The 25,277-nt window shown below is 72.9% G+C and carries 22 protein-coding genes and 3 tRNA genes; 12 read left to right on the top strand and 13 right to left on the bottom strand.

The features are described 5' to 3' along the window. Positions 1–4: 4 nt before the first annotated feature. The 3 genes from ACOZ38_RS15690 to ACOZ38_RS15680 form a co-directional block, all read right to left on the bottom strand. Positions 5–892 carry a hypothetical protein gene (locus tag ACOZ38_RS15690; RefSeq protein WP_424531402.1) on the bottom strand — a complete coding sequence of 296 codons (888 nt, stop codon included), beginning with the start codon at positions 890–892 and terminating at the stop codon, positions 5–7. A gap of 104 nt (positions 893–996) precedes the next feature. Further along, positions 997–2,544 carry a histidine ammonia-lyase gene (gene hutH, locus ACOZ38_RS15685; protein ID WP_405147504.1) on the bottom strand — a complete coding sequence of 516 codons (1,548 nt, stop codon included), beginning with the start codon at positions 2,542–2,544 and terminating at the stop codon, positions 997–999. Positions 2,545–2,560: 16 nt separating this feature from the next. After that, positions 2,561–3,283 carry an ArsR/SmtB family transcription factor gene (locus ACOZ38_RS15680; protein WP_405147502.1) on the bottom strand — a complete coding sequence of 241 codons (723 nt, stop codon included), beginning with the start codon at positions 3,281–3,283 and terminating at the stop codon, positions 2,561–2,563. A gap of 42 nt (positions 3,284–3,325) precedes the next feature. Here ACOZ38_RS15680 and ACOZ38_RS15675 point away from each other — a divergent pair, with 42 nt between their 5' ends. The 9 genes from ACOZ38_RS15675 to ACOZ38_RS15635 all read left to right on the top strand — a co-directional run bounded on the left by ACOZ38_RS15675 (position 3,326) and on the right by ACOZ38_RS15635 (position 12,418). Then, on the top strand, positions 3,326–3,892 hold the full coding sequence (locus tag ACOZ38_RS15675) for a hypothetical protein (protein ID WP_424531400.1): 567 nt from the start codon (positions 3,326–3,328) through the stop codon (positions 3,890–3,892). 39 nt (positions 3,893–3,931) lie between these two features. Further along, a tRNA-Gly gene (locus tag ACOZ38_RS15670) sits at positions 3,932–4,004 on the top strand. A gap of 32 nt (positions 4,005–4,036) precedes the next feature. Next, a tRNA-Cys gene (locus tag ACOZ38_RS15665) sits at positions 4,037–4,107 on the top strand. Between the two features lie 21 nt (positions 4,108–4,128). After that, positions 4,129–4,203 (top strand) — tRNA-Val (locus ACOZ38_RS15660). Between the two features lie 244 nt (positions 4,204–4,447). Continuing rightward, positions 4,448–5,392, top strand: coding sequence for a DNA polymerase domain-containing protein (locus ACOZ38_RS15655; protein ID WP_424531399.1), 945 nt, complete (start codon positions 4,448–4,450; stop codon positions 5,390–5,392). Between the two features lie 217 nt (positions 5,393–5,609). Then, positions 5,610–9,698 carry a Pls/PosA family non-ribosomal peptide synthetase gene (locus ACOZ38_RS15650; protein ID WP_424531397.1) on the top strand — a complete coding sequence of 1,363 codons (4,089 nt, stop codon included), beginning with the start codon at positions 5,610–5,612 and terminating at the stop codon, positions 9,696–9,698. A gap of 20 nt (positions 9,699–9,718) precedes the next feature. Then, positions 9,719–11,026: a M1 family metallopeptidase gene (locus tag ACOZ38_RS15645; protein WP_424531396.1), complete on the top strand. Its 1,308-nt coding sequence runs from the start codon at positions 9,719–9,721 to the stop codon at positions 11,024–11,026. Positions 11,027–11,168: 142 nt separating this feature from the next. Beyond that, a complete protein-coding gene (locus tag ACOZ38_RS15640; RefSeq protein ID WP_405147493.1) occupies positions 11,169–11,300 on the top strand; it encodes a hypothetical protein in 132 nt (43 codons plus the stop codon). Continuing rightward, on the top strand, positions 11,300–12,418 hold the full coding sequence (locus ACOZ38_RS15635) for a YeiH family protein (protein WP_424531394.1): 1,119 nt from the start codon (positions 11,300–11,302) through the stop codon (positions 12,416–12,418). The genes ACOZ38_RS15640 and ACOZ38_RS15635 overlap by 1 nt, the downstream gene beginning before the upstream one ends. A gap of 75 nt (positions 12,419–12,493) precedes the next feature. Here the strand turns inward: ACOZ38_RS15635 and ACOZ38_RS15630 are convergent, their stop codons facing one another. Continuing rightward, entirely contained in the window at positions 12,494–12,982 is a 489-nt protein-coding gene (locus tag ACOZ38_RS15630) for a MarR family winged helix-turn-helix transcriptional regulator (RefSeq protein ID WP_405147489.1), read from the bottom strand. A 132-nt stretch (positions 12,983–13,114) separates the two neighbouring features. Here ACOZ38_RS15630 and ACOZ38_RS15625 point away from each other — a divergent pair, with 132 nt between their 5' ends. Further along, positions 13,115–14,146 carry an isopenicillin N synthase family dioxygenase gene (locus tag ACOZ38_RS15625; protein ID WP_424531392.1) on the top strand — a complete coding sequence of 344 codons (1,032 nt, stop codon included), beginning with the start codon at positions 13,115–13,117 and terminating at the stop codon, positions 14,144–14,146. Positions 14,147–14,168: 22 nt separating this feature from the next. On the opposite strand, the gene ACOZ38_RS15620 is transcribed toward ACOZ38_RS15625, so the two are convergent. The 3 genes from ACOZ38_RS15620 to ACOZ38_RS15610 form a co-directional block, all read right to left on the bottom strand. Continuing rightward, positions 14,169–15,626, bottom strand: a complete 1,458-nt coding sequence (locus tag ACOZ38_RS15620) for an ATP-binding protein (RefSeq protein ID WP_424531391.1) — start codon at positions 15,624–15,626, stop codon at positions 14,169–14,171. Next, entirely contained in the window at positions 15,623–17,281 is a 1,659-nt protein-coding gene (locus ACOZ38_RS15615; RefSeq protein WP_424531390.1) for an FAD-dependent oxidoreductase, read from the bottom strand. Before ACOZ38_RS15615 ends, ACOZ38_RS15620 begins: the two co-directional genes overlap by 4 nt. 262 nt (positions 17,282–17,543) lie before the next feature. Further along, positions 17,544–18,971 (bottom strand): arabinose isomerase, encoded by a 1,428-nt coding sequence (locus tag ACOZ38_RS15610; RefSeq protein WP_405147482.1) that lies wholly within the window; start codon positions 18,969–18,971, stop codon positions 17,544–17,546. Positions 18,972–19,151: 180 nt separating this feature from the next. Between ACOZ38_RS15610 and ACOZ38_RS15605 the strand changes: the two genes are divergently transcribed. Together ACOZ38_RS15605 and ACOZ38_RS15600 are read left to right on the top strand one after the other, a co-directional pair. Beyond that, positions 19,152–19,685 carry a hypothetical protein gene (locus tag ACOZ38_RS15605; protein WP_424531389.1) on the top strand — a complete coding sequence of 178 codons (534 nt, stop codon included), beginning with the start codon at positions 19,152–19,154 and terminating at the stop codon, positions 19,683–19,685. A gap of 30 nt (positions 19,686–19,715) precedes the next feature. Next, positions 19,716–20,273, top strand: coding sequence for a hypothetical protein (locus tag ACOZ38_RS15600; RefSeq protein WP_424531387.1), 558 nt, complete (start codon positions 19,716–19,718; stop codon positions 20,271–20,273). A 12-nt stretch (positions 20,274–20,285) separates the two neighbouring features. Here ACOZ38_RS15600 and ptsP read toward each other — a convergent pair whose 3' ends face one another. Genes ptsP through mtlA form a run of 6 tightly spaced genes read right to left on the bottom strand, consistent with a single transcriptional unit; the run spans position 20,286 to position 25,271 of the window. Continuing rightward, positions 20,286–21,926: a phosphoenolpyruvate--protein phosphotransferase gene (gene ptsP / locus ACOZ38_RS15595; protein WP_424531386.1), complete on the bottom strand. Its 1,641-nt coding sequence runs from the start codon at positions 21,924–21,926 to the stop codon at positions 20,286–20,288. Continuing rightward, positions 21,919–22,203: an HPr family phosphocarrier protein gene (locus ACOZ38_RS15590; RefSeq protein ID WP_405147475.1), complete on the bottom strand. Its 285-nt coding sequence runs from the start codon at positions 22,201–22,203 to the stop codon at positions 21,919–21,921. Before ACOZ38_RS15590 ends, ptsP begins: the two co-directional genes overlap by 8 nt. A 37-nt stretch (positions 22,204–22,240) precedes the next feature. Further along, positions 22,241–23,281 carry a zinc-dependent dehydrogenase gene (locus tag ACOZ38_RS15585; protein ID WP_405147473.1) on the bottom strand — a complete coding sequence of 347 codons (1,041 nt, stop codon included), beginning with the start codon at positions 23,279–23,281 and terminating at the stop codon, positions 22,241–22,243. Next, entirely contained in the window at positions 23,278–23,781 is a 504-nt protein-coding gene (locus ACOZ38_RS15580) for a PTS sugar transporter subunit IIA (RefSeq protein ID WP_424531385.1), read from the bottom strand. The genes ACOZ38_RS15585 and ACOZ38_RS15580 overlap by 4 nt, the downstream gene beginning before the upstream one ends. Beyond that, on the bottom strand, positions 23,774–24,082 hold the full coding sequence (locus tag ACOZ38_RS15575; RefSeq protein WP_405147469.1) for a PTS lactose transporter subunit IIB: 309 nt from the start codon (positions 24,080–24,082) through the stop codon (positions 23,774–23,776). The genes ACOZ38_RS15580 and ACOZ38_RS15575 overlap by 8 nt, the downstream gene beginning before the upstream one ends. Positions 24,083–24,089: 7 nt before the next feature. After that, on the bottom strand, positions 24,090–25,271 hold the full coding sequence (gene mtlA / locus ACOZ38_RS15570) for a mannitol-specific PTS transporter subunit IIC (protein WP_424531384.1): 1,182 nt from the start codon (positions 25,269–25,271) through the stop codon (positions 24,090–24,092). Positions 25,272–25,277: the final 6 nt, after the last annotated feature.

The following is a 25,277-nucleotide window of genomic DNA, read 5'->3' as shown; positions in this document are numbered from 1 at the left end:
AGGATCAGATCCTGGCGTTGCGCCGCAGCAGGCCGAGAGCGCGCACGGTGACGTGGCCGCGCCATTCGAGGGCTCCCGCGGGCGAGTTCTCGGCGTAGTCGACGGTCCAGCCGCCGTCGTTCTGTTGCGTGCCGGCCAGGCGGTCCAGGTCGGCGCCGATCACCTCGGGGCTGAACAGGGCCCGCGCCGGCCGGCCGGGGAACGGGGCGAAGTCCAGCGGGCGGAGCGTCTCCTCCTCCGTGCCGCCTTCGACGCGCACCAGGCCGTCAGCCGGGATGTGCCGGGACAGGTCCTGAAGGAGGCCCCCCGCTTCGGGGTGGGTGTCGTGCGCGGCGTCCAGGAACCCGACCGCGAAGGCCAGCACGTACGCGTGGGGCTTCTCGCCGATCGCCTCGACGGCGGCCAGGCAGTAGCGGGTGGCCCGGTCGAGCCAGGGATGGGCGGCGACGGCACGGTCGTGGACGGCGACGCGGTGCGCGGCGGCCGCCACCGAGGCGGTGATCTGCAGGGACGAGACCGAGGGGTCGGCGCTCACCCACCAGGGGGCGTTACCTGCGGTGACGGTGAGGGGCAGGACGAAGGGCAGGCCCCCGTCGGGCAGGGATACGGAGTCCAGCCAGTCGCACAGCGCCGCGGCGTGCGGGGCGGTCGCCGGAGCGATGTCCGCGAGCACCTCGAAGGCGTGCATCGCGGTCGCGGGCTGGCTCTCGGGCGAGCGCAGGTCGGGTTCCAGGCCCCAGCCGTATCCCCCGTCGGGGTTGCGATAGGCGTCCAGGGCGGCCAGCGCGGCGGTGGGATCGGTCTCGCCCATCATCAACTGGAAGCGGCGGCGGTCCAGGACACGCGCGTGGGCGGCCATGAAGGCCGCCGCCGCGGAGACATCGATGTTCATGAGCCCATCGTCCCTGGCCAGGGGACCCCGGTCTTGCAGGAATCGGACACGACCGGACATCGGCCAGACGGCCGGCACGTACCGGGTCCGCCTGGCAGCTCCCGTCAGGCGAGGGGGCCGGTGATCGACTCGGCGGCGGCCAGTACGGTGCCGCCCGCGACGAGGCGGACCGCCGACTCGATCTCGGGGGCGAGGAAGCGGTCGGGGCCGGGGCCGGGGATCTCCTGGCGCAGGGCGGTGACCACGGCGCCGGTGGCGGGGGCGGGCTCGTGGGGACGGCGGAGCTCGATGGCGCGGGCGGCGGTCAGGATCTCGATGGCGAGCACCCGGGTGAGCCCGTCCAGCGAGCGGCGCAGCTTGCGCGCGGCCGACCAGCCCATGGAGACGTGGTCCTCCTGCATCGCCGAGCTGGGGATCGAGTCGACGCTGGCCGGCGCCGCGAGGCGCTTCAGCTCCGAGACGATCGCCGCCTGGGTGTACTGCGCGATCATGTGCCCGGAGTCGACGCCCGGGTCGTCGGCGAGGAACGCGGGCAGGCCGTGGCTGCGGGCGACGTCCAGCATCCGGTCGGTGCGCCGCTCGGCCATCGAGGCGACGTCGGCCACGGCGATCGCCAGGAAGTCGAGCACGTAGCCGACCGGCGCGCCGTGGAAGTTGCCGTTGGACTCCACGCGGCCGTCGTCCAGGACCACGGGGTTGTCGACGGCCGAGGCCAGCTCCCTGCCCGCGACGGTGGCGGCGTGGTCGGCGGTGTCACGGGCGGCGCCCGCCACCTGGGGGGCGCAGCGCAGCGAGTAAGCGTCCTGGACGCGGGTGCACGAGTCGTCCCGGTGCGAGGCCATGATCCCCGAGTCGCGCAGCAGCGCCCGCAGGTTCGCCGCGGAGGCGGCCTGGCCCGGATGGGGACGCAGGGCCTGCAGCTCGGGGGCGAACACGCGGTCGGTGCCGAGCAGGGCCTCCACGCTCATGGCCGCGCTGATGTCGGCGGTCTTGAGCAGAGCGGCGAGGTCGTCCAGGGCCAGGACGAGCATGCCGAGCATGCCGTCGGTGCCGTTGATCAGGGCGAGGCCCTCCTTGGCGGCCAGCTCGACCGGCTCGAGACCGGCCGGCTTCATCGCCTCGCGGGCGGTCTTCAGCTCGCCGTCGCGGTCGCGCACCGGCCCCTCCCCCATGAGGGCGAGGGCGACGTGGGACAGCGGCGCGAGGTCGCCGGAGCAGCCGAGGCTGCCGTACTCGTGGACGACCGGGGTGATCCCGGCGCTGAGCAGCCCCCCGAGGAGCTGGGCGGTGGAGGGCCGCACGCCGGTGTGCCCGGTGGCGAGGGTGTGCAGGCGGAGGAGCATCATCGCGCGGACGACCTCGGTCTCGACCTCGGGGCCGGACCCGGCGGCGTGCGATCGTACGAGGGAACGCTGGAGCTGGGCGCGGAGCTCGGGGTGGATGTGCCGGGTGGCGAGGGCGCCGAACCCGGTGGAGACGCCGTAGGCCGGTGTGGGGCTCTCGGCGAGCTCGTCCACGCGGGCGCGGGCGCGGGCCATGGCCGTGACCGCCTCGTCGGTGAGGCGTACGGCGGCACCGTGCCGGGCGACCCTCACGACGTCGTCGAAGCTCAGTGGTTCCGGACCGACGTACACGACCTCGTTGTCGCCCATGGTGTCACTCTCTCGCTTAGGTAACTGGCGTATAGGATGTTAGCCCCTTACCGGGGAACATCGCGGCCAGCCCCTTCCTGCCGAGGTCCGTCAGCTCCAGCGCGCGCCTCGTCGGCCCGTGCCGGTACCAGTCGCGCTCCAGGAGCGACCGGGTGATCGCGGCGCCGAGGGCGCCCCCGAGGTGGGGACGGCGCTCGGTCCAGTCGAGGCAGGCGGGCGCGAACCTGCGCCGGGACGCGCGCGCCCCGGCGACGTCGACCCCCAGCTCCGCCAGGGCCGGCTCCCCCGCCGCCGTCACCTCGTACGCGTCCTCGCCCGCGAGGTGCCCGGCCTCGACCATCGCCGCCAGCAGCCCGACCCCGGCCCGGCCCGCCAGGTGGTCGTAGCAGGTGCGCGCCTCCTCCAACAGCCGCGCCTGCCGGGACTGGCGCAGGGACCGTACGGCCGGGCGCGGGCTCACCCGGGCCAGCACCTCGAGGATCTCGGCCACCTCGGGGCCGGACAGCCGGTAGTAGCGGTGGCGGCCCTGACTGACCACGGTCACCAGCCCGCCGGACAGCAGGCGCGACAGGTGGGCGCTCGCGGTGGCAGGGCTGACCCCGGCCAGCCTCGCGAGCTCCCCCGCCGCCAGGGCGCGGCCGTCCAGCAGCGCGGTGAGCACGGCGGCCCGGGTCGAGTCGGCGATCAAGGACGCGACCGAGGCGATGTCGGCGTCCCTCGCGACGTGTTGCGCATCCATGCTTCGACGCTAACCCAAAGATGCTTGGACCAGGATCGAAGCATGCGCGATGACCAGGTGATTCCTGCTCCCCAGACCGACGACGCGACGGCTCCCCCGATGCCTGTGGACCCTCCGGCGCGAACCGGCCCGGCGCTGGACGGCAACCCGGCGGTGCTCGTGGTGGAGGCCGTCGGCCGGTGCCTCGCCCTGGCCGCCACCTGGCCGGCCTGGGACGGACGGCCCATCGTGACCGACGGCGAGAACGTGTGGACCCCGGGCAAGGCCGTGCGACGCATCCAGGACCACCTGATCGACCACCTGGCCGAGGTCGAGGCGCTGCTCGCGGGGGCGCCCACCAATCCCGGTGACTGGCACGGGCGGGCGGTGACCCTCTGCTCCGACTGGGCGCGGCTCACCGAGCCGGACCTCGCGGAGGCCCGCTCGCGCTGGACGCGGCTCGGGGAGTCCTACCTGCACCGTTACGCCACCGCCGGCGAGGCGGCGTGGGATCTTCCTCGCGATCCCAACTGGACGCTGCGGCAGATCGCCGAGCACGTGGCCGGGATCGCCTGGTACGCCGAGCAGGTCGGCGACCTCCGGTTTGGGGAGTCGGCCGGAGTTCGCTAGAGTTCTCTGCGTGAGGCCGGGTGTTCACCGGCCGATCATGCGGACGTGGCTCAGCTGGTAGAGCATCACCTTGCCAAGGTGAGGGTCGCGGGTTCGAATCCCGTCGTCCGCTCGGAGAGGCCTTGCGGAGACGAGGCCTAGCCCGGTGGAGTGGCCGAGAGGCGAGGCAGCGGCCTGCAAAGCCGCGTACACGGGTTCAAATCCCGTCTCCACCTCTGCTTTTTGTTTTTTTGCACGGGCGATTAGCTCAGTGGGAGAGCGCTACCTTGACACGGTAGAGGCCACTGGTTCAATCCCAGTATCGCCCACCACCGAATCCCCAGGTCATAGGCCTGGGGATTCTGCTTTTCCATGACCGTTTCCATGGCCTCCCGGAAAGAGGCCGGGCGCGGAAGTCCCCCGTCCGATCGATCTGTTCCTGCTGGACGCGGTCGGCGGGCTGAGCGGGTGGGTCGACCTCGACCTCGCCCACCTGGAGCCGGCACCTTCGCCTGGTGACCGGTGCGGGCCCGGCCGTTGTTGACCTCACGCCCTCGGGTGGGCATCGTGGGGCGGGTGACCAGCGATGAGACGCGGGACGGAGTGTCGCTGACCAATCTCGGTCAGCCGCTGTTCGACGGGGCGAACGCGACCAAGAGAGACCTGGTCGACTACCTCGACGCGGTTCGCGACCGCATCATCCCGGTCCTGCGCGACCGGGCGCTGTCGGTGATCCGCATACGGCCGGGCCAGCCGGCGTTCATGCAGAAGAACGTGCCCAAGTACACCCCCTCCTGGGTGCGCACGATGTCGGTCTGGGCGGAGACCTCGCACCGGGAGGTGTCCTACGCGCTGTGCGACGACCGCCGCACGCTGCTGTGGTTCGCCAACCAGCGGGCGGTGGAGTACCACCCGGCGCTGTACCGGGGGGACCACGCCACCCATCTCGTGCTCGACCTCGACCCGCCGGAGGAGAACGCCTTCCCGCTGGCCGTGGGGGCCGCGCGCCTGGTGCGCCAGGCCCTGGACGACGCGGGGCTGGCGGGCGCGGTGAAGACCAGCGGCGCCAAGGGCCTGCACGTGTTCGTCCCCGTGGAGGAGGGCATCCCGGCCGAGGACCTCGCCGCGGCCACCCGCGCGCTGGCCGCCCGCGCCGAGCGCGTCGACCCGGCGCTCGGCACCACGGCGTTCATCCGCGAGGACCGCGAGGGCAAGGTGTTCCTCGACTCCACCCGGGCCGGCGGGGCGACGGTGGTCGCCGCCTACAGCCCGCGCGTCCGGCCGGACGCGCCGGTCTCCTTCCCCGTGTCCTGGGACGACCTCGACCGGGTGACACCGTCCGACTTCACCATCCGCACCGCGGCGGGGCTGCTCGGCGACCGCGATCCCTGGGCCGAGCAGATGCCCGGGCCGCAGCGGCTGCCCGCCGACCTGATCGAGGAAGGGCACACCATCCCGGTGGCCCGCGTACAGGCGATGCACGAGGGCAAGCGACGCGCCCGCGCCCGGCGCGGCGAGTGATCGAACGGAGGCACGGCACGGGCGTCCGGCGGGTGGCCCGGAGGTGTACGCAAAGTAGCCAGGAATAGGCCGGAACGCGGCAAGGGTTAGGATCTTACGATGCCCACGGCACGTCGGGCCGTTTCGGAACCGAAGCATGGCGATCCGCGTGACGGCGGGATCTCCTGGGGCCACGACGAAGACCCAGACCATCGTCCGGGCACTCAGGGGAGAGAACTTGCGTCCATTCGTGGCCGATACCGAGCCGAGCCGTTCACTGGACGGCGCCACCGACGAGACCGCGGACCCCACGACGCACGAAAGGCCCGAGGGCCCGTACGACCGCTCACCCGGCCACACGACCCCGGCGATCATGGCGCCCCCGGCAAGTATCGCGCCGCGGGCCGTCTTCCTGTCGGGGGACGCGGCTCCGGCTCCCCGGACGCTGCTGGACATCCTCGCCGAGACCACCCGCCTGCACCCCCGCCGACCGGCGCTCGACGACGGGCTGACCAGCCTGGACTACGAAGGCCTGAGCGCCGAGGCGCGGCTCCTGGCCGAGCGGCTCGGCCAGGCGGGAGTGGGGCCGGGCGACCGCGTGGGGGTCCGGGTGCCGTCGGGCACGGTCGACCTCTATGTGGCGATCCTCGGCGTGCTGACGGCCGGCGCGGCGTACGTCCCGGTGGACGCCGACGATCCCGAGGAACGGGCCGAGCTGGTCCTGTCCGAGGCGGGCGTCCGCGCGGTCGTCGGCGAGGGCCGCTCGATCACCCCGCGCGACCCCTCCCCCGCCGGCGCCGCACGCTCGATCACCCCGCGCGACTCCTCCCCCGCCGGCGCCGCACGCCCGATCACCCAGAGCGACCCCGCCGGCACCGGACGCCAGGTGCCTCCCGGCCTGGACGACGACGCGTGGATCATCTTCACGTCCGGCTCGACCGGCAGGCCGAAGGGCGTGGCCGTCACCCATCGCAGCGCGGCGGCCTTCGTGGACGCCGAGGCCCGCCTGTTCCTGCCCGAGGAGCCGATCGGCCCCGGGGACCGTGTCCTGGCGGGGCTTTCCGTGGCCTTCGACGCCTCCTGCGAGGAGATGTGGCTGGCGTGGCGGCACGGCGCCTGCCTGGTCGCCGCGCCCCGCGCGCTCGTGCGGACCGGCATGGACCTCGGCCCCTGGCTGACCGACAGGGGCATCACCATCGTGTCCACCGTGCCGACGCTGGCCGCGCTGTGGCCGGTGGAGACCCTGGACGACGTGCGCCTGCTGATCTTCGGCGGGGAGGCGTGCCCGCCCGAGCTGGCCGAGCGGCTGGCCGTGCCGGGGCGTGAGGTGTGGAACACCTACGGCCCCACCGAGGCCACCGTCGTCGCGTGCGCGGCCCCGCTGCCCGGCCAGGGGCGGATCCGCATCGGCCTGCCCCTCGACGGCTGGGACCTCGCCGTCGTGAACGAGAGCGGCGAGCCCGTCGCCATGGGCGAGACCGGCCAGCTGGTCATCGGCGGAGTGGGCCTGGCCCGGTACCTCGACCCCGGCAAGGACCGCGAGAAGTACGCCCCGCTGCCGTCCCTCGGGTGGGAGCGCGCCTACCGCAGCGGCGACCTGGTGCTGGCGGAGCCGCAGGGCCTGGTCTTCGCCGGCCGGGCGGACGAGCAGATCAAGCTCGGCGGGCGGCGCATCGAGCTAGGAGAGGTCGACGCCGCGCTCCAGTCGCTTCCCGGGGTGGCCGGAGCCGCCGCGGCGGTCCGTACGACCGGCTCGGGGCACCAGCTCCTGGTCGGCTACGTCGTGCCCGGCGAGGACTTCGACCAGGCGACCGCCCGCGACCGGCTGGCCGAGGCGCTGCCCGCCGCGCTGGTCCCCCGCATCGCGCTCGTCGACGCGCTGCCGACGCGCACGTCCGGGAAGATCGACCGCGACGCCCTCCCCTGGCCGCTGGCCGGCGGCGCGGACCCCGGCTCGGGGTCCGCGGCCGCGCTGACCGGCACCGAGGGCTGGGTGGCACGGCAGTGGTCGGAGATCCTCGGCGCGGACGCCGGCGACCGCGACGCCGACTTCTTCGCCCAGGGCGGCACGAGCCTCGCCGTGGCCAGGCTGGTGTCGGCCCTGCGCACCCGCTACCCGGGCGCCTCGGTCAACGACGTCTACGAGAACCCCACGCTGGGGGCGCTCGCGGCGCGCCTCACCGCGATGGACACCCCCGAGGTCGCGGCGGTGAACCGCACCGTCGCACCGGTGCCGCGCCGCGCCGCCGTCGCGCAGGCGGCCCTCATGGTGCCGCTGCTCACCGTCGGCGGCATGCGCTGGATCATCGGCCTCGCCACGCTGAACAACCTCGTCTCCTTCGCCTGGGCCCCGGCGGTGTCGTGGTGGTGGGTGCTGGCCGGCTGGCTGCTGTTCGTCTCGCCGTGGGGGCGCATCGGCGTCGCGGCCGGCGTCGCACGCGTGCTGCTGCGCGGCCTCACGCCCGGCGTCCACCCCCGTGGCGGGGGCACGCACCTGCGGCTGTGGTTCGCCGAGCAGTTCGCCTTCCAGCTCGGCGTGGGGCAGCTCTCCGGCGCGCCGTGGATCGCCAGGTACGCGCGTGCCCTCGGCGCCCAGATCGGCGAGGACACCGACCTGCACACGCTGCCGCCGGTGACCGGGATGCTCAGGCTCGGGAAGAACGCCGCCGTCGAGCCCGAGGTCGACCTGCACGGCTACTGGCTGGACGGCGACCTGCTGCACGTCGGCGAGATCCGCATCGGCGCCGCCGCCACCGTCGGCGCCCGCGCCACCCTGCTCCCCGGCGCGCGCGTCGGCAAGAACGCCCAGGTGGCTCCGGGCGCCGTGGTCGCGGGCTCGGTGCCCTCTGGTGAGCGCTGGGCGGGCGCGCCCGCCGCCAGGCAGGGCAAGGCGCGGCGGTTCAGGCCGTCCGCGAGGCCCCCGCGCTCCAGGGGCTGGGAGGTGGCGTACGGCCTGTCGGCGATGTTCCTCAGCCTGATCCCGGTGGTCGCGGCCCTGTGCGGCCTGATCGTGCTCGAGGTGTTCGTCCGCGGCGCCGCGACGCTCGGCGAGGCGCTGCCCGCCGCCCTCTACGGCGTGGCGCCGGCGACGGTGACCTCGCTGGCCGCCTTCGCGCTGATCGTCCTGGTCTGCGTGCGGCTGCTCGGCATGGGCCTGCACCCCGGCCAGCACCCGGTGCACAGCCGCCCGGCGTGGCAGGCGTGGGCGACCGGCCGCCTGATGGCGGCGGCCCGCGTCTGGCTGTTCCCGCTGTACGCGAGCATCCTGACCCCCGCGTGGCTGCGCGCCCTCGGGATGAAGGTCGGCCGCGACGTGGAGCTGTCGACCGTGCTCGCCCTGCCCACGATGACCACCGTCGGCGACGGCGCGTTCCTCGCCGACGACACGATGGTCGCCCCGTACGAGCTGGTCAACGGCAGCCTGCGGGTCGACCAGGTGCGCATCGGCAAGCGCGCCTTCCTCGGCAACTCGGGCATGACCGCCCCGGGCCGCAAGGTGCCGAAGGACGGCCTGGTGGGCGTGCTGTCGGCCACCCCGAAGAAGGCCAAGGCCGGCTCGTCCTACCTCGGCCTGCCGCCCGTCGAGCTGCGCAGGACGGCCGAGGGCGGCGACCGCAGCCGCACCTACGACCCGCCGCGCCGGCTCAAGGCCGCGCGCGCCGCCGTGGAGATCTGCCGGATCGTCCCCGCCATGCTCACCGTGGCGCTCGCCGTGCTGGTCGCGGCGACGCTGGAGTTCTTCGCGGCGTCCTACGGCTTCGCGGTCGCGGCGCTGCTGGTCGGCGTCGTCCTGGCTGGGGCGGGAATGCTGGCCGCCACGATCACGACGGCGGCCAAGTGGGCGCTCCTCGGCAGGATCGCCCCGGGGAACCGCCCGCTGTGGAGCTCGTTCGTCTGGCGCAACGAGCTGGCCGACAACTTCGTCGAGGTGCTCGCCGCGCCGTGGTTCGCCGAGGCGTGGCTCGGCACCGCTCCCCTCAACCTGTGGCTGCGCTCGCTCGGGTCGCGCGTCGGCCGGGGCGTCTGGTGCGACACCTACTGGCTGCCGGAGGCCGACCTCGTCGAGCTCGGCGACGGCGTCAGCGTGAACCGCGGCTGCGTGCTGCAGACCCACCTCTTCCACGACCGGGTCATGAGTATCGATAAGGTCATACTGCGGGACGGAGCGACACTCGGCCCGCACGGAGTCGTTCTTCCCGCGGCGACAGTCGGGGAGAACACCACGGTCGGGCCCGCGTCCCTCGTGATGCGCGGCGAGTCCGTGCCTCCGCGGACCCGCTGGTTCGGTAACCCGATCGCGGCGTGGTCCTCTCCTTCGTCGAGATGATCCGGAAGGCATGACCGCTCGTGAGCGTGGCACCAAGCTCCTCTCGCCACTCCTACTTTCCGGAACGGGGTAACGACGGCTACTGGGTCGAGCACTACGACCTGTCCCTGGACTACCGCGTCGGCGCCAACCGGCTCCGCGCCACCGCCACGCTCTCGGCGTTCGCGACGCGGGCGCTGAGCTCGTTCACGCTCGACCTGGACGCGCTCCGCGTCACCGGGGTGTTCGTCGACGGCGCGCCGGCCCGCTTCTCCCACAGCGGCGGCAAGCTGCGCGTCACCCCGGCGCGCACGCTGCACGAGGGCACGCTGTTCGTCGCGGAGATCCGGTACGGGGGCAACCCGCGCCCGGTGCCGAGCCGGTGGGGCGGGCTGGGCTGGGAGCAGCTCACCGACGGCGTGATCGTCGCGAGCCAGCCGACCGGGGCGCCGTCGTGGTTCCCCTGCAACGACCAGCCGGGCGACAAGGCCACCTATCGGTTCTCGGTCACCACGGCCTCCCCGTACGAGGTGGTCGCCAACGGCCGCCTGACCGCGAGGCGCCGCGCCGCGTCCACCACCACCTGGGTGTACGAGCAGGCGGAACCGATGGCGACGTACCTGGCGAGCGTGCAGATCGGGCGGTACCAGGCGACCGAGGTGCCCGGCCCCGTGCCGCAGCGGCTGCTCTACCCCGCCCGGCTCGCCTCGCGGGTGAGTCACGACTTCGCCCGGCAGGAGCGGATGACCGCCCTGTTCACCGAGTGCTTCGGCCCCTACCCGTTCCCGTCCTACACGGTGGTGGTGGTCGACGACGAGATGGAGATCCCGGTCGAGGCGCAGGGGATGTCGATCTTCGGCAGGAACCACGTGGACGGCCGGCGCGGCGAGGAGCGCCTGGTCGCCCACGAGCTGGCGCACCAGTGGTTCGGCAACAGCCTGACGCTGGAGTGCTGGCGCGAGATCTGGCTGCACGAGGGGTTCGCCGCGTACGCCGAGTGGCTGTGGTCGGAGGCCTCGGGAGACGAGACCGCCGACGCCCTGGCCGAGCGCTGGCACCGCAGGCTCGCGCGGCTGCCGCAGGACTTCACGCTGGCCGACCCGGGCGCGCGGCGGCTGTTCGACGACCGGGTCTACAAGCGTGGCGCGCTCACCGTGCACGCCCTGCGGCGCGCGCTCGGCGACGACGTGTTCTTCGCCCTGCTGCGGGAGTGGACGGCCACCTACCAGCACGGCGCCGTCACCACCGACCGGTTCGTCCGCCTCGCGAGCCGTTTCGCCCCCGGCTCCCTCGACGAGTTCTTCGCCTCCTGGTTGTACGCCGAGCGGCTGCCTTCGCTGCCCTTCTAGGAATTCATGCAATCCCTATTGAATTTATAGGGATATGGCCGCAGGATCAGGGCGTGACGATCCTCCATCAGTACGGGCGGGGGCCCGGGGGTGTCCCCGCCCGTGCCCAGATGGCCGCGACCGGCCATGGAAAGGCACTCCCATGAGTGAGCCGGAAACTCCCGCGAGCGGCGGCGGCCGCACGCTGAACGAGGACTGGGCGGCGACGATACTCGGCCTCGTCCTGCTCGTCCTGATCATCATCGGCGTCATACCGACGGGGCTGGTGCCCTGATGAGCGCCGATGAGATCACCGCGCCTCCCGAGACGGCCACCAGGACCACGCCCGCGTGGTGGTGGACCGCCCTCGGCGTCCTCCTCGTCCTGGTCCTCGGCGCGGTCACGCGCTACCTGGACAAGAACGTCGCCTCGTGGTTCGAGGGATCGGACCTCGCCAAGGCGATCGAGTACCCCGTCTACGCCGTGGCCATCGGGCTGCTCGGCAACGCCGTCCTCACCGCCACCGGGCTCAGGGACCGGCTGGCCGGAGGCTTCCGTACCGAGTTCTTCATCAAGACCGGCCTGGTCCTGCTCGGCGCCTCGATCAACCTCAAGGTCATCGTGACCGCCGCCGGACCGGCGATCGTCCAGGGCATCGTCCTCATCACCACGGTGTTCCTGTTCACCTGGTGGCTCGGCGGCAGGTTCGGCCTGGACGACAAGCTCCGCGCGCTGCTGTCGGCGGCCGTGTCGATCTGCGGGGTCAGCGCGGCGATCGCCGCGGCGGGCGCCGTGCAGGCGAAGAAGGAGCAACTCGCCTACAGCGCCAGCCTGGTGATCGCCTTCGCCCTCCCGTCCATATTCATCCTCCCGGCCGCGGCGTCGGCGCTCGGGTTGAGCCCGGAGGTGGCGGGGGCCTGGATCGGCGGCAACATCGACACCACCGCCGCCGTGACCGCCGCCGGGACGATCGTCGGCGAGCACGCCCTGGCCGTGGCGACCATCGTGAAGGTCACCCAGAACGCCCTGATCGGCGTGGTGGTGGTCCTGCTGACCGCCTGGTTCGCGTTCCGCGTCGAGCGCAGGCCCGACGCCGCCCGCCCGGGCGCCGGCGAGCTGTGGCGGCGCTTCCCCAAGTTCGTGCTGGGGTTCGTCGCGGCCTCGGTGATCGCGACGTGGTACCTCACCACCGTGGGCGCCGCCGAGGGCAAGGCGGTGATCGGCGTCGCCAACGACCTGCGGGTGTGGTTCCTGATCCTGGCGTTCGTGAGCATCGGGCTGGAGTTCCGCGTCTCCGCGCTGCGCGAGGCCGGCTGGCGTCCTGTGGCGGTCTTCGCGAGCGCGACGGTCGTCAACGTGCTGGTCGCGCTCGGGCTGGCCGTGCTGCTGTTCAGCGGGTTCACCATCGAGTGACGCCCGCCGCCCGCGGTCGTGTCTCCACGTGGCCGGCGTCGGGAGCGTCACCGGGGGCTGGACGCGGCGGTGGATCTACTTCGCCGGGCGGCGTGCCCGCCGGACCGCCTGGGGGGTCTCCATCGGGGTGGCGAGATGCCCGGTGACCAGGCGGTTCATGGCGCGCAGGAAGACCTCTCGCTCCTGCTCGGAAAGCGCCTCCAGGGCCTCCTCGTGGACGCGGTCGACGATCTCCTGGCTCCGCTCGGCCACCCGGGCGCCTTCCTCGGTGACCGCGATGATGCGGGCCCGCCGGTCCTTTCCCGAGGGACGGCGCTCGGCGAGGCCGGCCTCCTCAAGGGCGTCGACCGTCACCACCATCGTGGTCTTGTCCATGTCGCCGAGCTCGGCGAGCTGGATCTGGGTGCGCTCCTCCTCAAGGGCGTGGACCAGCACGCAGTGCATGCGCGCCGTGAGCCCGATCTCGGCGAGCGCCGCCGACATGCGGGTGCGCAGGACGTGGCTGGTGTGGTCGAGCAGGAACGACAGGTCCGGCTGCGTGCGGGCGGGCGCCATGGCGGTCATGCCCGCCAGCATAACAATTAGGTCCGTGACGGATTATCCAGCGAACGACCCATCGGACTCTTGGCGTCACCCCTTCGCGGGGAGGATCGCGGGATACGGCGCCCGCGAGGGCGGGGCACGGAGGAGGTCGGCGTGAGCGAGGCACTGCCCGTCATCGACGTGACGGCTCTGATGGGCCGGGAAACGGCACCCGGCACGGCCGGTGCTCGTGCTGAGTGGGGCGGTACGTCCGCCGAGCGGGCGGAGGTCGCGGCGGAGATCGGGAGCGCCTGCCGGGAGAGCGGGTTCTTCTACGTCACGGGGCACGGCGTGCCGGACCGGCTGCCGCGGGAGCTGGACTCCGCCGCGCGCCGCTTCTTCGCGCTGCCGCTCGAACGCAAGATGGAGATCTCGATGGAGAAGGGCGGACGGGCGTGGCGCGGGTTCTTCCCCGTCGGCGCGGAGCTCACCTCGGGACGGCCGGACCTGAAGGAAGGGCTCTACTTCGGCGCCGAGTCGGCGGCGGACGACCCGCGCCCGCTGCACGGCCGCAACCTGTTCCCCGCGGAGGTGCCCGAGCTGGCCGGTGCCGTGCGGGCGTACCTCGGCGCGCTCACCGGGGTCGCCCAGGGCGTGATGCGCGGGATCGCCCTGAGCCTTGGGCTGGCGGAGGACTACTTCGCCACCGGCTACACCGCCGATCCCACCATCCTTTTCCGGATATTTCACTACCCGCCCGCCCCGCCGGACGCGGACGGCTGGGGGGTGGGCGAGCACACCGACTACGGCCTGCTGACCCTCCTCCTGCAGGACGGCAACGGCGGCCTGCAGGTGCACGGCGGGAAGGGCTGGATCGACGCGCCGCCGATCCCGGGCACGTTCGTGTGCAACATCGGCGACATGCTGGACAAGCTGACCGGCTCGCACTACAGGTCGACGCCCCACCGGGTGCGCAACCTCAGCGGGCGGAGCCGCCTGTCGTTCCCGTTCTTCTTCGACCCCGGCTGGGACTCCGAGGTGCCGCCGCTGCCGGCGCTGCCGTACGAAGCGGGCGGCCGTCCCCGCTGGGACGGCCAGGACCTGCGCGCCTTCACCGGAACCTACGGCGACTACCTGACCGCCAAGGTCGCCAAGGTCTTCCCCCGGCTCAGATCGGAGGTTCTCGGCGGACCGGACCCGGCCTGAGCAGTGCGCTCAGGTCGTGGACCTAGCCGGGTGTGATCGGCAGGAGCACCCGGAACCGGGTGTCCCCCGGCGAGGACTGCACCCGGATGTCCCCGTGGTGCTTGTTGACGATGATCCGATAGGAGATGTCCAGCCCGAGCCCCGTGCCCTCACCGACCGCCTTGGTGGTGAAGAACGGCTCGAAGATGCGCGGCCGGATCTCGGCGGGAATGCCCGGCCCGGTGTCGGCGATCTCGACGAAGACGCGGTCGGCGTCGTGCCCGGTGCGCAGGGTGAGGGTGCCGCCCTCGGGACGCATCGCCGCGAAGGCGTTGTCGATCAGGTTGGTCCACACCTGGTTCAGCTCGGCGGCGTACGCGGGGACCGGCGGCACCGTGCGGTCGTACTCCTTGACCGTGCGCACCCCCTCGGGCGTCTTCGCCTGCATCATCGTCAGCGTGGCGTCGAGCAGGTCGTGCACGTCGACGGTCTGGTACGGGGCCCGGTCGAGCTGGGAGTACTGCTTGGCGGCCGAGACCAGCGTGGAGACCCGGGTGACGGCGTCGTCGATCTCCCCCATCAGCAGCTCGGTCTCGATGGTGTAGGTGAGCCAGCGCACGGCGGCCTCGAGGTTCTCCCCGCCCACGGCGCCGGTGATCTGCTCCAACCACCGCACGTCGATGCCGCCGGCCACCAGCGTGGGCGCGAGCTCCCACCCGCCGGTGACGTCGTGGTCGTCGAGCCAGTCGCCGAGCTCGTCCTCGGCGTCGGCGGTGGCCATCGCCGACATGGGCGGGGCGCTCGCGGCCCGCTTGACGGCGTCCTCCTGCAGCTCGACGAGGTCGTGCAGCCTGCTGCCGTCCAGCCGCCCGTCAGCGATCATGGCGAGCTTGTGGCGCATGCCGGCGACCCGCTCGCGCAGCACGGCGGTGGCCCGCACGGCCGCCGCGGCGGGGTTGTTCAGCTCGTGGGTCAGCCCGGCCGACAGCGAGCCGAGCGCGAGCAGCCGCTCTCGCTCGGCGACGATCGTCTGGTTGGCGCGCATGCCGAAGAACATGCCCTCCAGCAGGTGCGTCGCCATCGGGAACCACTCGCGCAGCGACTTGGCCAGGGTCGTCGCGGGCAGCGTGAACAGCTCGACGTCACTGATCGCGTGCAGGCTGCTGGAGTAGTTCTGGCCGATCTCGTCGCCGAGGTAGGCCTGCATGGCGCCGGCGTACACGCCCCGCTGCTCGGTGCGGATGACCTCGACCTCGTCGCCCTGGATGCGCCGGGTCATCGCGATCGTGCCGCTGAGCAGCTGGTAGAAGCAGGTGGCCGGCTCGCCCTCCTGGTAGACCGTGGTGCCCCCGCGCCAGCGCTCGACCCGGCCGTGCTCGACGAACCTCGTGAGCTGCGAGTCGTCGAGCGACTCGAACAGGAACAGGGTGCGCAGCTCGTCGGCGGTCAGGCGATCGCCGCCCGCGTCACCGCGCCCGGCGGCGTCGGCCGGCTCGGTCATTGGGCCTCCAGGTAACGGTGGATCAGCGAGACGGCCATCGCACCCTCGCCCACGGCGGACGCTACACGCTTGACCGAGTCGGCCCGCACGTCGCCCGCGGCGAAGACGCCCGGCATGCTGGACTCCAGATGGTAGGGATCGCGGGGAAGCGACCACCCCGGCGGGCGCTGGCCGTCGGCGAGCAGGTCAGGGCCGGTGAGCACGAACCCGCGCTGGTCGCGGACGATCGCCTTGTCGAGCCACTCGGTGCGCGGCTCGGCCCCGATGAAGATGAACAGCCACGAGGTGTCGACCGTGCGGACCTGCCCGGAGCGCGGGTCGCACAGCGACAGGCGTTCGAGGTGGTCGTCGCCCTCGGCGGACACCACCTGGCTGTGCGGGTGGACCTCGATGTTGTCGATCTCCTGGATCTGGTCGATCAGATACTGCGACATCGACCGCCGGAGGTCCCCGGCCCGGATGAGGATGTGCACGCGCCGGGCGTAACGGGAGAAGTGCACCGCCGCCTGCCCGGCGGAGTTGGCCCCTCCGACGATGTAGATCTCCTGCCCCGCGCAGCTCGGGGCCTCGGTGGCCGCCGAGCCGTAGAAGACGCCCCGGCCGGTCAGCTCGGCGAGGCCGGGCGCATCCAGCATGCGGTAGGAGACCCCGGTGGCCAGCACGACCGTGTGGGCGGCGATGACCGTGCCGTCGCCGAAGCGCAGCAGCCTGGTCGACCCCCCGGACTCCAGGGCGACGACCTCACGGGTGGTGAGGATCTCGGCGCCGAACCGCAGCGCCTGCCTGCGGGCGCGGTCGGTCAGCTGCGCGCCCGACACCCCGTCGGGGAAGCCGAGGTAGTTCTCGATGCGGCTGCTCTGCCCGGCCTGCCCGCCGGTCGCGCGCTGTTCGAGCAGCACGGTGCGCAGCCCCTCCGACGCGCCGTACACCGCGGCGCCGAGGCCCGCGGGGCCCGCGCCGACGACGACCAGATCGTAGAAGTCCTCGGCCGGGGTGGTGGTCAGCCCGACGTGCGCGGCGAGGTCGGTCTCGCTGGGCTTGACCAGGGACGTGCCGTCCGGGGTGACCACCAGCGGGACGTCGTCCACGGTGAGGCCCGCCGCCGACAGCAGCCGGCCGCCTTCGGCCTCGTCGGCCAGCATCCAGCGGTACGGCACGAGGTTGCGGGCGAGGAAGTCGCGCACCGCGAACGAGGGGGCCGACCAGCGGTGCCCGACGACGCGGGTCTCGGTGATCGTCTCGTCCGGCGCGGCGAGCCAGGCGTCGAGCATCGAGTCGACCACCGGGTAGAGCTTCTCCTCCGGCGGGTTCCAGGGCTTCAGCAGGTAGTGGTCGAGGTCGACGATGTTGATCGCGTCGATGGCCGCGTCGGTGTCGGCGTACGCGGTCAGCAGGACGCGGCGGGCTCGCGGGAAGATGTCCATCGCGGCCTCGAGGAACTGGATGCCGTTCATCTGCGGCATCCGGTAGTCGGCCAGCAGCACGGCGACCTGCTCACCACGCAGCTTGATCTCGCGGAGCGCGTCCAGAGCCGCCGCTCCGGAGTCGGCGCGCACGACACGGTAGCGGTCACCGTAACGGCGCCGGACATCTCGGGCCACCGACCGTGAGACGGCCGGATCGTCGTCGACGGTCAGAATTGCCGGGTTCGCCATGGAATCAATGAAATCATGCCGCCAGGTAAAGGCGGCCATTCACGGAAGCGGCGGCGGTTCCCGCCCGGCCCGCCGTACGGCTCACGGCCCGGCGGACCCACGGCGGACGGCTCACGGCCAGAGGGCCCCACGCCGGACGGCTCACGATCGGAAGGCCCCGCGCCGGACGGACCACGGCCAGAAGGCCCCACGCCCGACGGACCACGGCCAGAAGGCCCCACGCCCGACGGACCACGGCCCGGCGGGGCCGGCGCCGGGCGGGTCATGGACGCACCTCGACCAGCTCGATGCCCATGAGGTCGGCCAGGGCGCGCAGGTCGGCCGTGCGGTGGCCGGTGCCGAGAGCCCAGTGGTGGGAGATGCCGGTGGCGCTCCAGGCGTCGGTCCACTCGCCGGGGTCGCAGCCGAAGTCCACCCGCGAGGTGGTGTTGCCGATCTGGAGGTGCGGCCCGTCGACCACCTCGCCCTCGGAGACGACGAACGCGAACCGCCCGTCGGGCCCGTGCCGGAGGCCGAATGCGGTGACCGGGCCCGGGGTGACGTCGAACTCCACCGACACCCCGAAGCCCCGCTTGCCGTGGTAGACGCCGAGGCCGCGCAGCAGCGGGCGCTTCGAGCTGATGGCGAGGTGGGCCGGGCCGTCGTGGCCCATCTCGACGTGGCCGCGCGTGAAGTCGAGCGCCTGGAACTCCGTGAACGACCCGCCCCCGCCCAGGCGATCCATGATCAGCATGGCCAGCGAGGTGCGCAGCTCGTACTCGCCGGCGGCGGGGACGCCCCGGGCGGTGAGCAGCGAGGCTCCGAGGATCATGCCCGCGCCGAGCCGCTCGTGGATCTCTCCGTCGAGGCCCCGGTGGTAGTAGGCCAGGCTGTCGAGGGCGAAGTCGTCGACCAGGCGGTCGAGCCCCACCGACACCCGGGCGGCCCAGGCGAAGTCGTCCTCGTCGACCGACTCGGCCAGCTCGAAGATGTCCCTCGCGAGGTCCATGCGCTCCTTGACCTCGGAGTCGGCGACCTTCTCGACCCGCACGCGCAGGTCGTCGAACTCCAGCACCTCGACGTGGCCGCCGAGGTTGACCGGCACCAGCGTGAGGTCGGTGGCGACGTCCAGCATGCCGGGGTACAGATGGCCCATCAGGCCGTGGCGCCCGCGCCGGAGCGCCGCCCGCACCCCCGCCGCACGCACCCAGCGCCCGATCTTGGCCCAGGCCCGCTCGTCTTCGAGGTAACCGGAGACCGAGCGGAAGGGGATGCCGGCGCGGATGAAGGTGTTGGCCATCTCGGGCAGCGGGCACGCCCCGCAGTACGCCAGCCACTGGCCGGTGTCGAAGGCCGCGTGGTCCATGGACTCGGTGGGCTGGAGGTTGATCAGCAGCACGGGGGCCCCGCTGCGCTGCGCCACCGGCAGGAGCATGGTCGCGGTCATGTACGTGGTGAGGAAGCCGACGATGATGTCGCACCCGGCCTCGCGCAGCCGCTCGGCGGCGACCGCGCCCTCTTGGGCGTCGGAGATGAAGCCGGCGTCCACGACCTCGCAGCCGAGGGCCCGCATGCGCTCGGACACCCGCTCGGCGGACCGGGTCAGCTGGGGAAGCAGCTCGGGGAACTGCGGCCAGTAGGCTCCGAGGCCTCCGGCGACCAGGCCCACCTTGGCACCAGGCGGCGCGATGCGGGTCGGCTCCGTGCTCATGAAGATCTCCTCTCGCGCCGCGCGACGCGGGATCGCCGGGGGGACAGCGGTAAAAACGTTTTTACTCGACTGCCCCGGACGCTAATCCCGCCGGACGAGACTTGTCAATGGACAAAGGGGGCGCCCGGCTCCCCAGTCCGCGGCAAGCCGGATCCAAGAGGAGGCCGGGAGGATCGTGCCATGACGCATCCGACGACGTCCGGCTGGGCGATGGGAAGGGGCCGCACCCCCGGCCTCATGGGCATGTACATCCTCTTCGTCTGCTGGGTGATCCTCGGGCTCGTGCCCGTGCTGTTCTCTGCCCGAGATCTGGAGCTGGCCCTGGGCAGGGCCGGGGCGCCCGGCCGGCTCACCGTCGTCTCGTGCCAGGCCCTCGGCGAGGGCCGCTACGACTGCAGGGGCAGGTTCGTCCCCGACGACGACTCCCTGCGCACGAAAGTCGTGCGCGCGGCGCCCGAGTCCGAGGTGGGCCAGTCCTTCCGCGGACGGCTCGACGTGGAGACCGACCACGTGGTCCGCACGGGCACCGCCGGGGTGCTGGCGCAGTTCGCCCTGATCGGTCTAACCCCGCTGGTGTACGCGGGGCTGCCGTACTCGGTGATGTTCGCGCTGGGCGTCAGGCGGGGGCGCAGGACCGTGGGAGTCTTCGGCCTGGTGGTCGCCGTCGCGTCGCTCGCGCTGGTCGTGACCGGGGTCGTCGCCGCCTACGCCTGAGGCGCCGGGTTGTCGGTAGAGTCACTGGCGATGGCCACGCACACGATCACCACGCAGTGGGGCGAGATCCCCGAGAACGCCGACGATCTCGCCCTGGTCCAGGGAGGCGCGTTCCGCACGTTCCGCTGCGAGTGCGGCATCCCGCTGCCCACCCGGGTGGCCGCCGAGCTGCACGCCACCGAGACCAACCAGTGCACGGCGTGCCTCGGGTCGGCCGACGACGAGGTCGTGCCCGGCTTCGTACGGCGCTGCGCGGCCTGTGCCGCCACGGGCCGGCGCAATGTCCAGCTCGTGTGGGAGCTCGCGCACAGCGAGGCCGAGCAGGTGATCACGCTCGGGCTCGTGCGCGGCCTGGTCGACGGCTTCACCGGCCCGTTCAGGCTGTCCGAGGTCGCGGACGCCACCCGCATGGCCCTCGGCCTGCCGGTCGGCCGCCTCCCGGTCGGGCCCCGCGTGCGCGACCTGCTGCGCGAGCTGGAGGCCGCCGGCGAGCTGGTCATGCTCTCGGCCCCCGACGAGCTCCTGCGGGGCCCCTCGGTGGTCCTGTACAAGGACCCGCAGTGGCAGCGCGTCTCCGAGCCCTCCTGACGCGAGCGCCGATCAGGCCTCGCTGACCGCCTTCCTCGCCTGGGCGGGGTCCGCGGCCGCCAGCGCGAGCCGGGCGTGCTCCTCGCACTCGGCCAGCGAGTGGCGGCCGAGCGCCTCGCGCACGCCGGGCACGCTCGGGGCGGCCATGGACAGGCTGCCGACGCCGAGCCCCACCAGCACCGTGGCGAGGAGCGGGTCGGCGGCGGCCTCGCCGCACACCCCGACGGGCTTGGACGCCTCCCTCCCCGCCTCGCCGCACATGGCGATCAGCCGCAGCAGGGCGGGCTGCCAGGGGTCGAGCAGGTCGGCGAGGTCGCCGTGCTGCCGGTCGGCGGCGAAGGCGTACTGCCCGAGGTCGTTGGTGCCGATGCTGAGGAAGTCGACCTCGTCCAGCAGGCGCCGGGCGTGCAGCGCGGCGGCCGGCACCTCGACCATCACCCCGACGTGGCGCAGCCCGCGCGCGCGGGCCCGCTCGGCGAAGCCGGCCGCCTCCGCCACGGTGCTCACCATGGGCGCCATCACCCAGGTCTCGGCGCCGCTCGCGCGGCCGGCCTCGGCGATGGCGTCGAGCTGGACGTCCAGGATCTCCGGCTGGATCCTGCTGGTACGCAGCCCTCGCACGCCGAGGGCCGGGTTGGACTCGGCGGGAAGGCGCAGGAACGGCAGGGGCTTGTCCGAGCCCGCGTCCAGGGTGCGGATCACCACCCGCCTTCCCGGCATGGCCTGGAGCACCGCCGTGTAGGCGGCCACCTGCTCCTCGTAGGAGGGGGCGGCGCGGCGGTCCAGGAACAGGAACTCCGTGCGGAACAGCCCGACCCCCTCGGCGGCGTCCGGCCGCAGGTCGTGGGCCGAGCCGATGTTGAGCAGCAGCGGCACCGGATGCCCGTCGGCGGTACGCCCGGGGCCGTGGCCGGTGGCCCGGCGGTCGCGCGCCGCCGCGGCCTCGTGCTGGACGCGGGCGGCGGTGTCCTCCCCCACCCCGACCTCGACCTCGCCGCTGCCCCCGTCGACGGAGATCCACGTGCCGTCGCCGATGTCCGCCGCGCCGCGGCAGGCCACCACGGCGGGCAGGCCGAACGTCCGGGCGAGGATGGCGGTGTGGCTGGTGGGGCCGCCCTTCTCTGTGACGAGCGCGAGCACCGTGCCGGTGTCCAGGTTGGCGGTGTCCGCGGGGGCGAGGTCGTCGGCGATCAGGATGTACGGGTGGCCGGGGTCGGGCACGCCGGGCATGGGCAGGCCCAGTACGGTCGCGACGGCGCGGTTGCGGATGTCGTCCAGGTCGCCCGCGCGGTCGGCGAAGTAGCCGCCCGCCGCGAGCAGGGCCTCGCGGTGGTGGGCGCACGCGGCGTCGACGGCGTGGGCGGCGCCGAGACCAGAGCCCACCGCCTCCTCGACGGACTCGCGCAGGGCGGGATCGGCCGCCATCATGCTCTGCGCCTCAAGGATGGCCCGCGCGTCCGGGTTCGACGCCTTGGCGGCGTACCCCTCCAGGTACGCGGCGACGGCGTCCAGCGCCCCGGTCGCCAGGCCGATCTCGCGGGCCACGCCGGTGACCGGCGCCGGAGGCGGCAGCACCGGGGGCCCCGCCATGCGGTGCGCCCGGCCCGCCGCGCGCCCGGGGCTGACCCCGAGGCCCCTTACGACCTCAGGCATCGGCGGGCTCCTCCGCGTCCAGGTCGCGCGACAGCAGCTCGGCGAGGGTCGCGAGGGCCTCCTCCGCCCCCGGCCCCTCGGCCTGCAGGGTCACCTCCGTGCCCTGCCGCGCGCCCAGGGCCAGCACCCCGAGCATGCTGGTGGCCGGCACGGACGGCTTGTCGCCCGCCCGGACGCGCACGGCGACGCCCTGCCGGGCCGCGGCCTGCACGAAGATCTTCGCGGGCCTGGCGTGCAGGCCACTGCGGGAGGCGATGGTGACGGTCTTCTCTGGCATGGCGGGGCTTCCTTAAAGGGTTCGGCGGTGACCTCGGTCAGGGCTCGACGGTGACCTTGATCGCCGTGCCTCTGCTGACGATGTCGATGCCTTCCAGGACCTCCGCGAGCGGGATCCGGTGGGTGATGAGGTCGCTGACGGGCACCGCCCCTGTGGCGATCAGGTCGAGGGCCCTGGCGTTGTGCCGGGGGCTCGACCCGTTGGCGCCGACGATGGTCAGCTCGCGGTAGTGCACGAGGTTGGAGTCGAGCGCGATGATCGGGTCGTCCTTGGGCAGGCCGCCGAAGAAGCTGATCCTGCCCTGGCGGGCGGCCATCTGGAGCGCCTGCTGCTGGGCGGCCCCGGACGCCGCGGCCGTGATGACCACGTCGGCGCCCCGGCCTCCGGTCAGCTTGAGCACCTCGTCCACGACGTCGGCGTCCCTGCCGCTGATCGCGGCGTCCGGCCGTACGAGCTCGGCGGCCATGGCGAGCCTGTCGGGGTTGAGATCGGCAAGGAAGACCCGCCCGGCCCCGCGCGACCGGGCGAGCCGCACATGGAGGCAGCCGATGGGGCCGGCCCCGAGGATCACCACGTCGTCCCCGTCGCCCACGCGGGCCAGCTCCTGCCCGTTGAGCACGCAGGCGAGCGGCTCCGCGACCGAGGCCTCGGCGAAGCCGACGCCGTCGGGGATGCGGTTGAGACCGTCGACGGCCAGGACCTTGGCGGGCACGATGGTGTGCTCGGCGAACCCGCCGTCGTAGTGGTAGCCCATGGACTCCTGGTTGGGGCAGACGGTCATCCTGCCGCGCAGGCACTCCTCGCAGCGGCCGCACGGGATCGCGGCGATGACCTGCACCCGGTCGCCCGCCGCCCAGCCCTCGACGCCCTCGCCCACCTCGGCGATCTCGCCGGCGATCTCGTGGCCCATGACGCGGGGCGGGCGGATGTGGTGGTGGCCGTGCTTGAAGATCTTGACGTCGGTGCCGCAGGTGGAGCAGTTGCGGACGCGGATCTTGACCTCTCCGGGCCCCGGCGAGGGCTCGGGCGCGTCCTCCACGCGGATGTCACCGGGGGCGTGGAAGCGGGCGACCTTCACTCGGATGTTTCCTCTCTCACGGGCGGCCCGCTCACCGGGAGCGGGTCCGCGTTGTCTTCTGTCACAGGTTGCAGCAGCCGGACCACTTCATCGGCCTCGGTCGCCTCGCGGAGGGCCTTCGCGCGCTCGGGGTCCAGCAGGATCTGCGCCAGCTCCGACAGCAGGCGCACGTGGCCGTCGCCCCGGGCGGCGATGCCGACGCACAGCACGACGGGGAAGCCGTCCCAGTCGACGCCGCCGGGGAAGCGCACGACGCTGATGGCGTCGTGGTGGACGGCGTCCTTGCCCGCGAGGGTGCCGTGCGGGATGGCGACGCCCTCTCCGACGTAGGTGGAGATGGACCTCTCACGGTCGATCATCGTGCCGATGTAGGACTCGTCGACGGCGCCCACGTCGAGCAGCGCCTGGCCGCACTGCCGGATCGCGTCGTCGCGCGACCCGGCCTCGGCGTCGAGCCGTATGGCCCTCGGGTCCAGCGGCAGCGGCGCCGCGTCAGGCATCGACCGTGCCGCCGTTCTTCATCGTGGTGACGAGCCGGGTGACGGCCGGGTCCCCGATGAAGATCTGGAACGGCACGAGCGGGGTGCCGGGAGCGGAGGCCCTGGCCCGGTCGGCCAGCCCCGCGTGGCAGACGATGACGTCGGCGTCGGCGGGGATCGAGTTGACCGGCGTGTGCTCCACCTGGACCGAAAGCCCCTTCAGGGACTTGCGGAGCTGGGTGGCGAGCATGACGCTGCTGCCCATGCCCGCGTCGCAGGCGACCACGATCTTCTTGACGTCCTTGCTGTCGATGCTCGGCATTGCCGGCTCATCCCTCTCTGGTGACGGGCTGGATCTGCTTCTCGTCCGGCCCCGCGACGGTGGTGTCCTGCCCGGCGGCGGCCGCCTCGGGCTCCGGGCCGGCGAGGACCGCTTCGGGCCCGGCGGGCTCGGGCTCGTCGCCGTTGGCGCGGCCGAAGCCCAGCAGCGCCGACGCGACCGCGAACGACACCCCGGCGGCGACGAGGACGCCGGCGATGACGCCGAACCACCCGCCCTTGGGCGTGACCGCCACGTAGGCGAAGATGCTGCCGGGCGAGGGGGTGGCGACCAGGCCCGCGCCGGTGACCAGGAAGACCAGGATGCCCGACGCGCCACCGGCGATCACCGCGAGGATCAGGCGCGGCTTCATGAGCACGTACGGGAAGTAGATCTCGTGGATGCCGCCGAGGAAGTGGATGATGATCGCGGCCGGCGCGCTGGGCCGCAGCAGCCGGGGGCCGAAGAAGAAGTACGCGAGCAGCAGGCCGAGCCCGGGGCCGGGGTTGGACTCCAGCATGAACAGGACGGACTTGCCGGCCTTCACGGCCTCGGCGACGCCGAGCGGGCCGAGGACGCCGTGGTTGATCGCGTTGTTGAGGAAGAGCACCTTGGCCGGCTCGATGAGCACCGAGGCGAACGGCAGCAGGTCGTGGCCGATCAGCCACGAGACGCCCTTGCCCGCCACCTCGGTGATCGACTCGACGATGGGACCGATGCCCCACACGCCGAGTACGGCCATCGCCGCGCCGACGATGCCGGCGGAGAAGTTGTCCACCAGCATCTCGAACCCGGCCCTGGTCCGCTGCTGGATGAAGGCGTCCACCTGCTTGATCACGAAGGCCGCGAGCGGGCCGACGATCATGGCGCCGAGGAACATCGGCACGTCGGCCCCGACGACGACGCCCATGGTGGCGACGGCTCCGACGACGGCGCCGCGCTGGCCGTGGACCATGCGCCCGCCGGTGTACCCGATGAGGATGGGCAGCAGCGTCGAGATGATCGGGCCGACGAGGGCTTCCAGGGTCTTGTTGGGCAGCCATCCCGTGGGGATGAACAGCGCGGTCACAAGACCCCAGGCGATGAACGCGCCGATGTTGGGCATGATCATGCCGGCGAGGTGACCGCCGAAGCGCTGGATGGTCGCCTTGACACCGGTTCCATGAACCGTGGGGGTATAGGCATCGGCCATGTGGGT

Origin of the sequence: Sphaerisporangium viridialbum (assembly GCF_049674955.1) — a bacterium.
Classification (GTDB): Bacteria; Actinomycetota; Actinomycetes; order Streptosporangiales; family Streptosporangiaceae; genus Sphaerisporangium; species Sphaerisporangium viridialbum.
This window is presented reverse-complemented; position numbering and strand designations above follow the sequence as displayed.

What these genes read in the sequence shown, in the direction of transcription:
- ACOZ38_RS15690 (WP_424531402.1), bottom strand. Translation starts at nt 892, where the DNA reads ATGAACATCGATGTCTCCGCGGCGGCGGCCTTCATGGCCGCCCACGCG.
- hutH (WP_405147504.1), bottom strand. Translation starts at nt 2,544, where the DNA reads ATGGGCGACAACGAGGTCGTGTACGTCGGTCCGGAACCACTGAGCTTC.
- ACOZ38_RS15680 (WP_405147502.1), bottom strand. Translation starts at nt 3,283, where the DNA reads ATGGATGCGCAACACGTCGCGAGGGACGCCGACATCGCCTCGGTCGCG.
- ACOZ38_RS15675 (WP_424531400.1), top strand. Translation starts at nt 3,326, where the DNA reads ATGCGCGATGACCAGGTGATTCCTGCTCCCCAGACCGACGACGCGACG.
- ACOZ38_RS15640 (WP_405147493.1), top strand. Translation starts at nt 11,169, where the DNA reads ATGAGTGAGCCGGAAACTCCCGCGAGCGGCGGCGGCCGCACGCTGAAC.
- ACOZ38_RS15635 (WP_424531394.1), top strand. Translation starts at nt 11,300, where the DNA reads ATGAGCGCCGATGAGATCACCGCGCCTCCCGAGACGGCCACCAGGACC.
- ACOZ38_RS15630 (WP_405147489.1), bottom strand. Translation starts at nt 12,982, where the DNA reads ATGACCGCCATGGCGCCCGCCCGCACGCAGCCGGACCTGTCGTTCCTG.
- ACOZ38_RS15620 (WP_424531391.1), bottom strand. Translation starts at nt 15,626, where the DNA reads ATGACCGAGCCGGCCGACGCCGCCGGGCGCGGTGACGCGGGCGGCGAT.
- ACOZ38_RS15615 (WP_424531390.1), bottom strand. Translation starts at nt 17,281, where the DNA reads ATGGCGAACCCGGCAATTCTGACCGTCGACGACGATCCGGCCGTCTCA.
- ACOZ38_RS15610 (WP_405147482.1), bottom strand. Translation starts at nt 18,971, where the DNA reads ATGAGCACGGAGCCGACCCGCATCGCGCCGCCTGGTGCCAAGGTGGGC.
- ACOZ38_RS15605 (WP_424531389.1), top strand. Translation starts at nt 19,152, where the DNA reads ATGACGCATCCGACGACGTCCGGCTGGGCGATGGGAAGGGGCCGCACC.
- ACOZ38_RS15600 (WP_424531387.1), top strand. Translation starts at nt 19,716, where the DNA reads ATGGCCACGCACACGATCACCACGCAGTGGGGCGAGATCCCCGAGAAC.
- ptsP (WP_424531386.1), bottom strand. Translation starts at nt 21,926, where the DNA reads ATGCCTGAGGTCGTAAGGGGCCTCGGGGTCAGCCCCGGGCGCGCGGCG.
- ACOZ38_RS15590 (WP_405147475.1), bottom strand. Translation starts at nt 22,203, where the DNA reads ATGCCAGAGAAGACCGTCACCATCGCCTCCCGCAGTGGCCTGCACGCC.
- ACOZ38_RS15580 (WP_424531385.1), bottom strand. Translation starts at nt 23,781, where the DNA reads ATGCCTGACGCGGCGCCGCTGCCGCTGGACCCGAGGGCCATACGGCTC.
- ACOZ38_RS15575 (WP_405147469.1), bottom strand. Translation starts at nt 24,082, where the DNA reads ATGCCGAGCATCGACAGCAAGGACGTCAAGAAGATCGTGGTCGCCTGC.
- mtlA (WP_424531384.1), bottom strand. Translation starts at nt 25,271, where the DNA reads ATGGCCGATGCCTATACCCCCACGGTTCATGGAACCGGTGTCAAGGCG.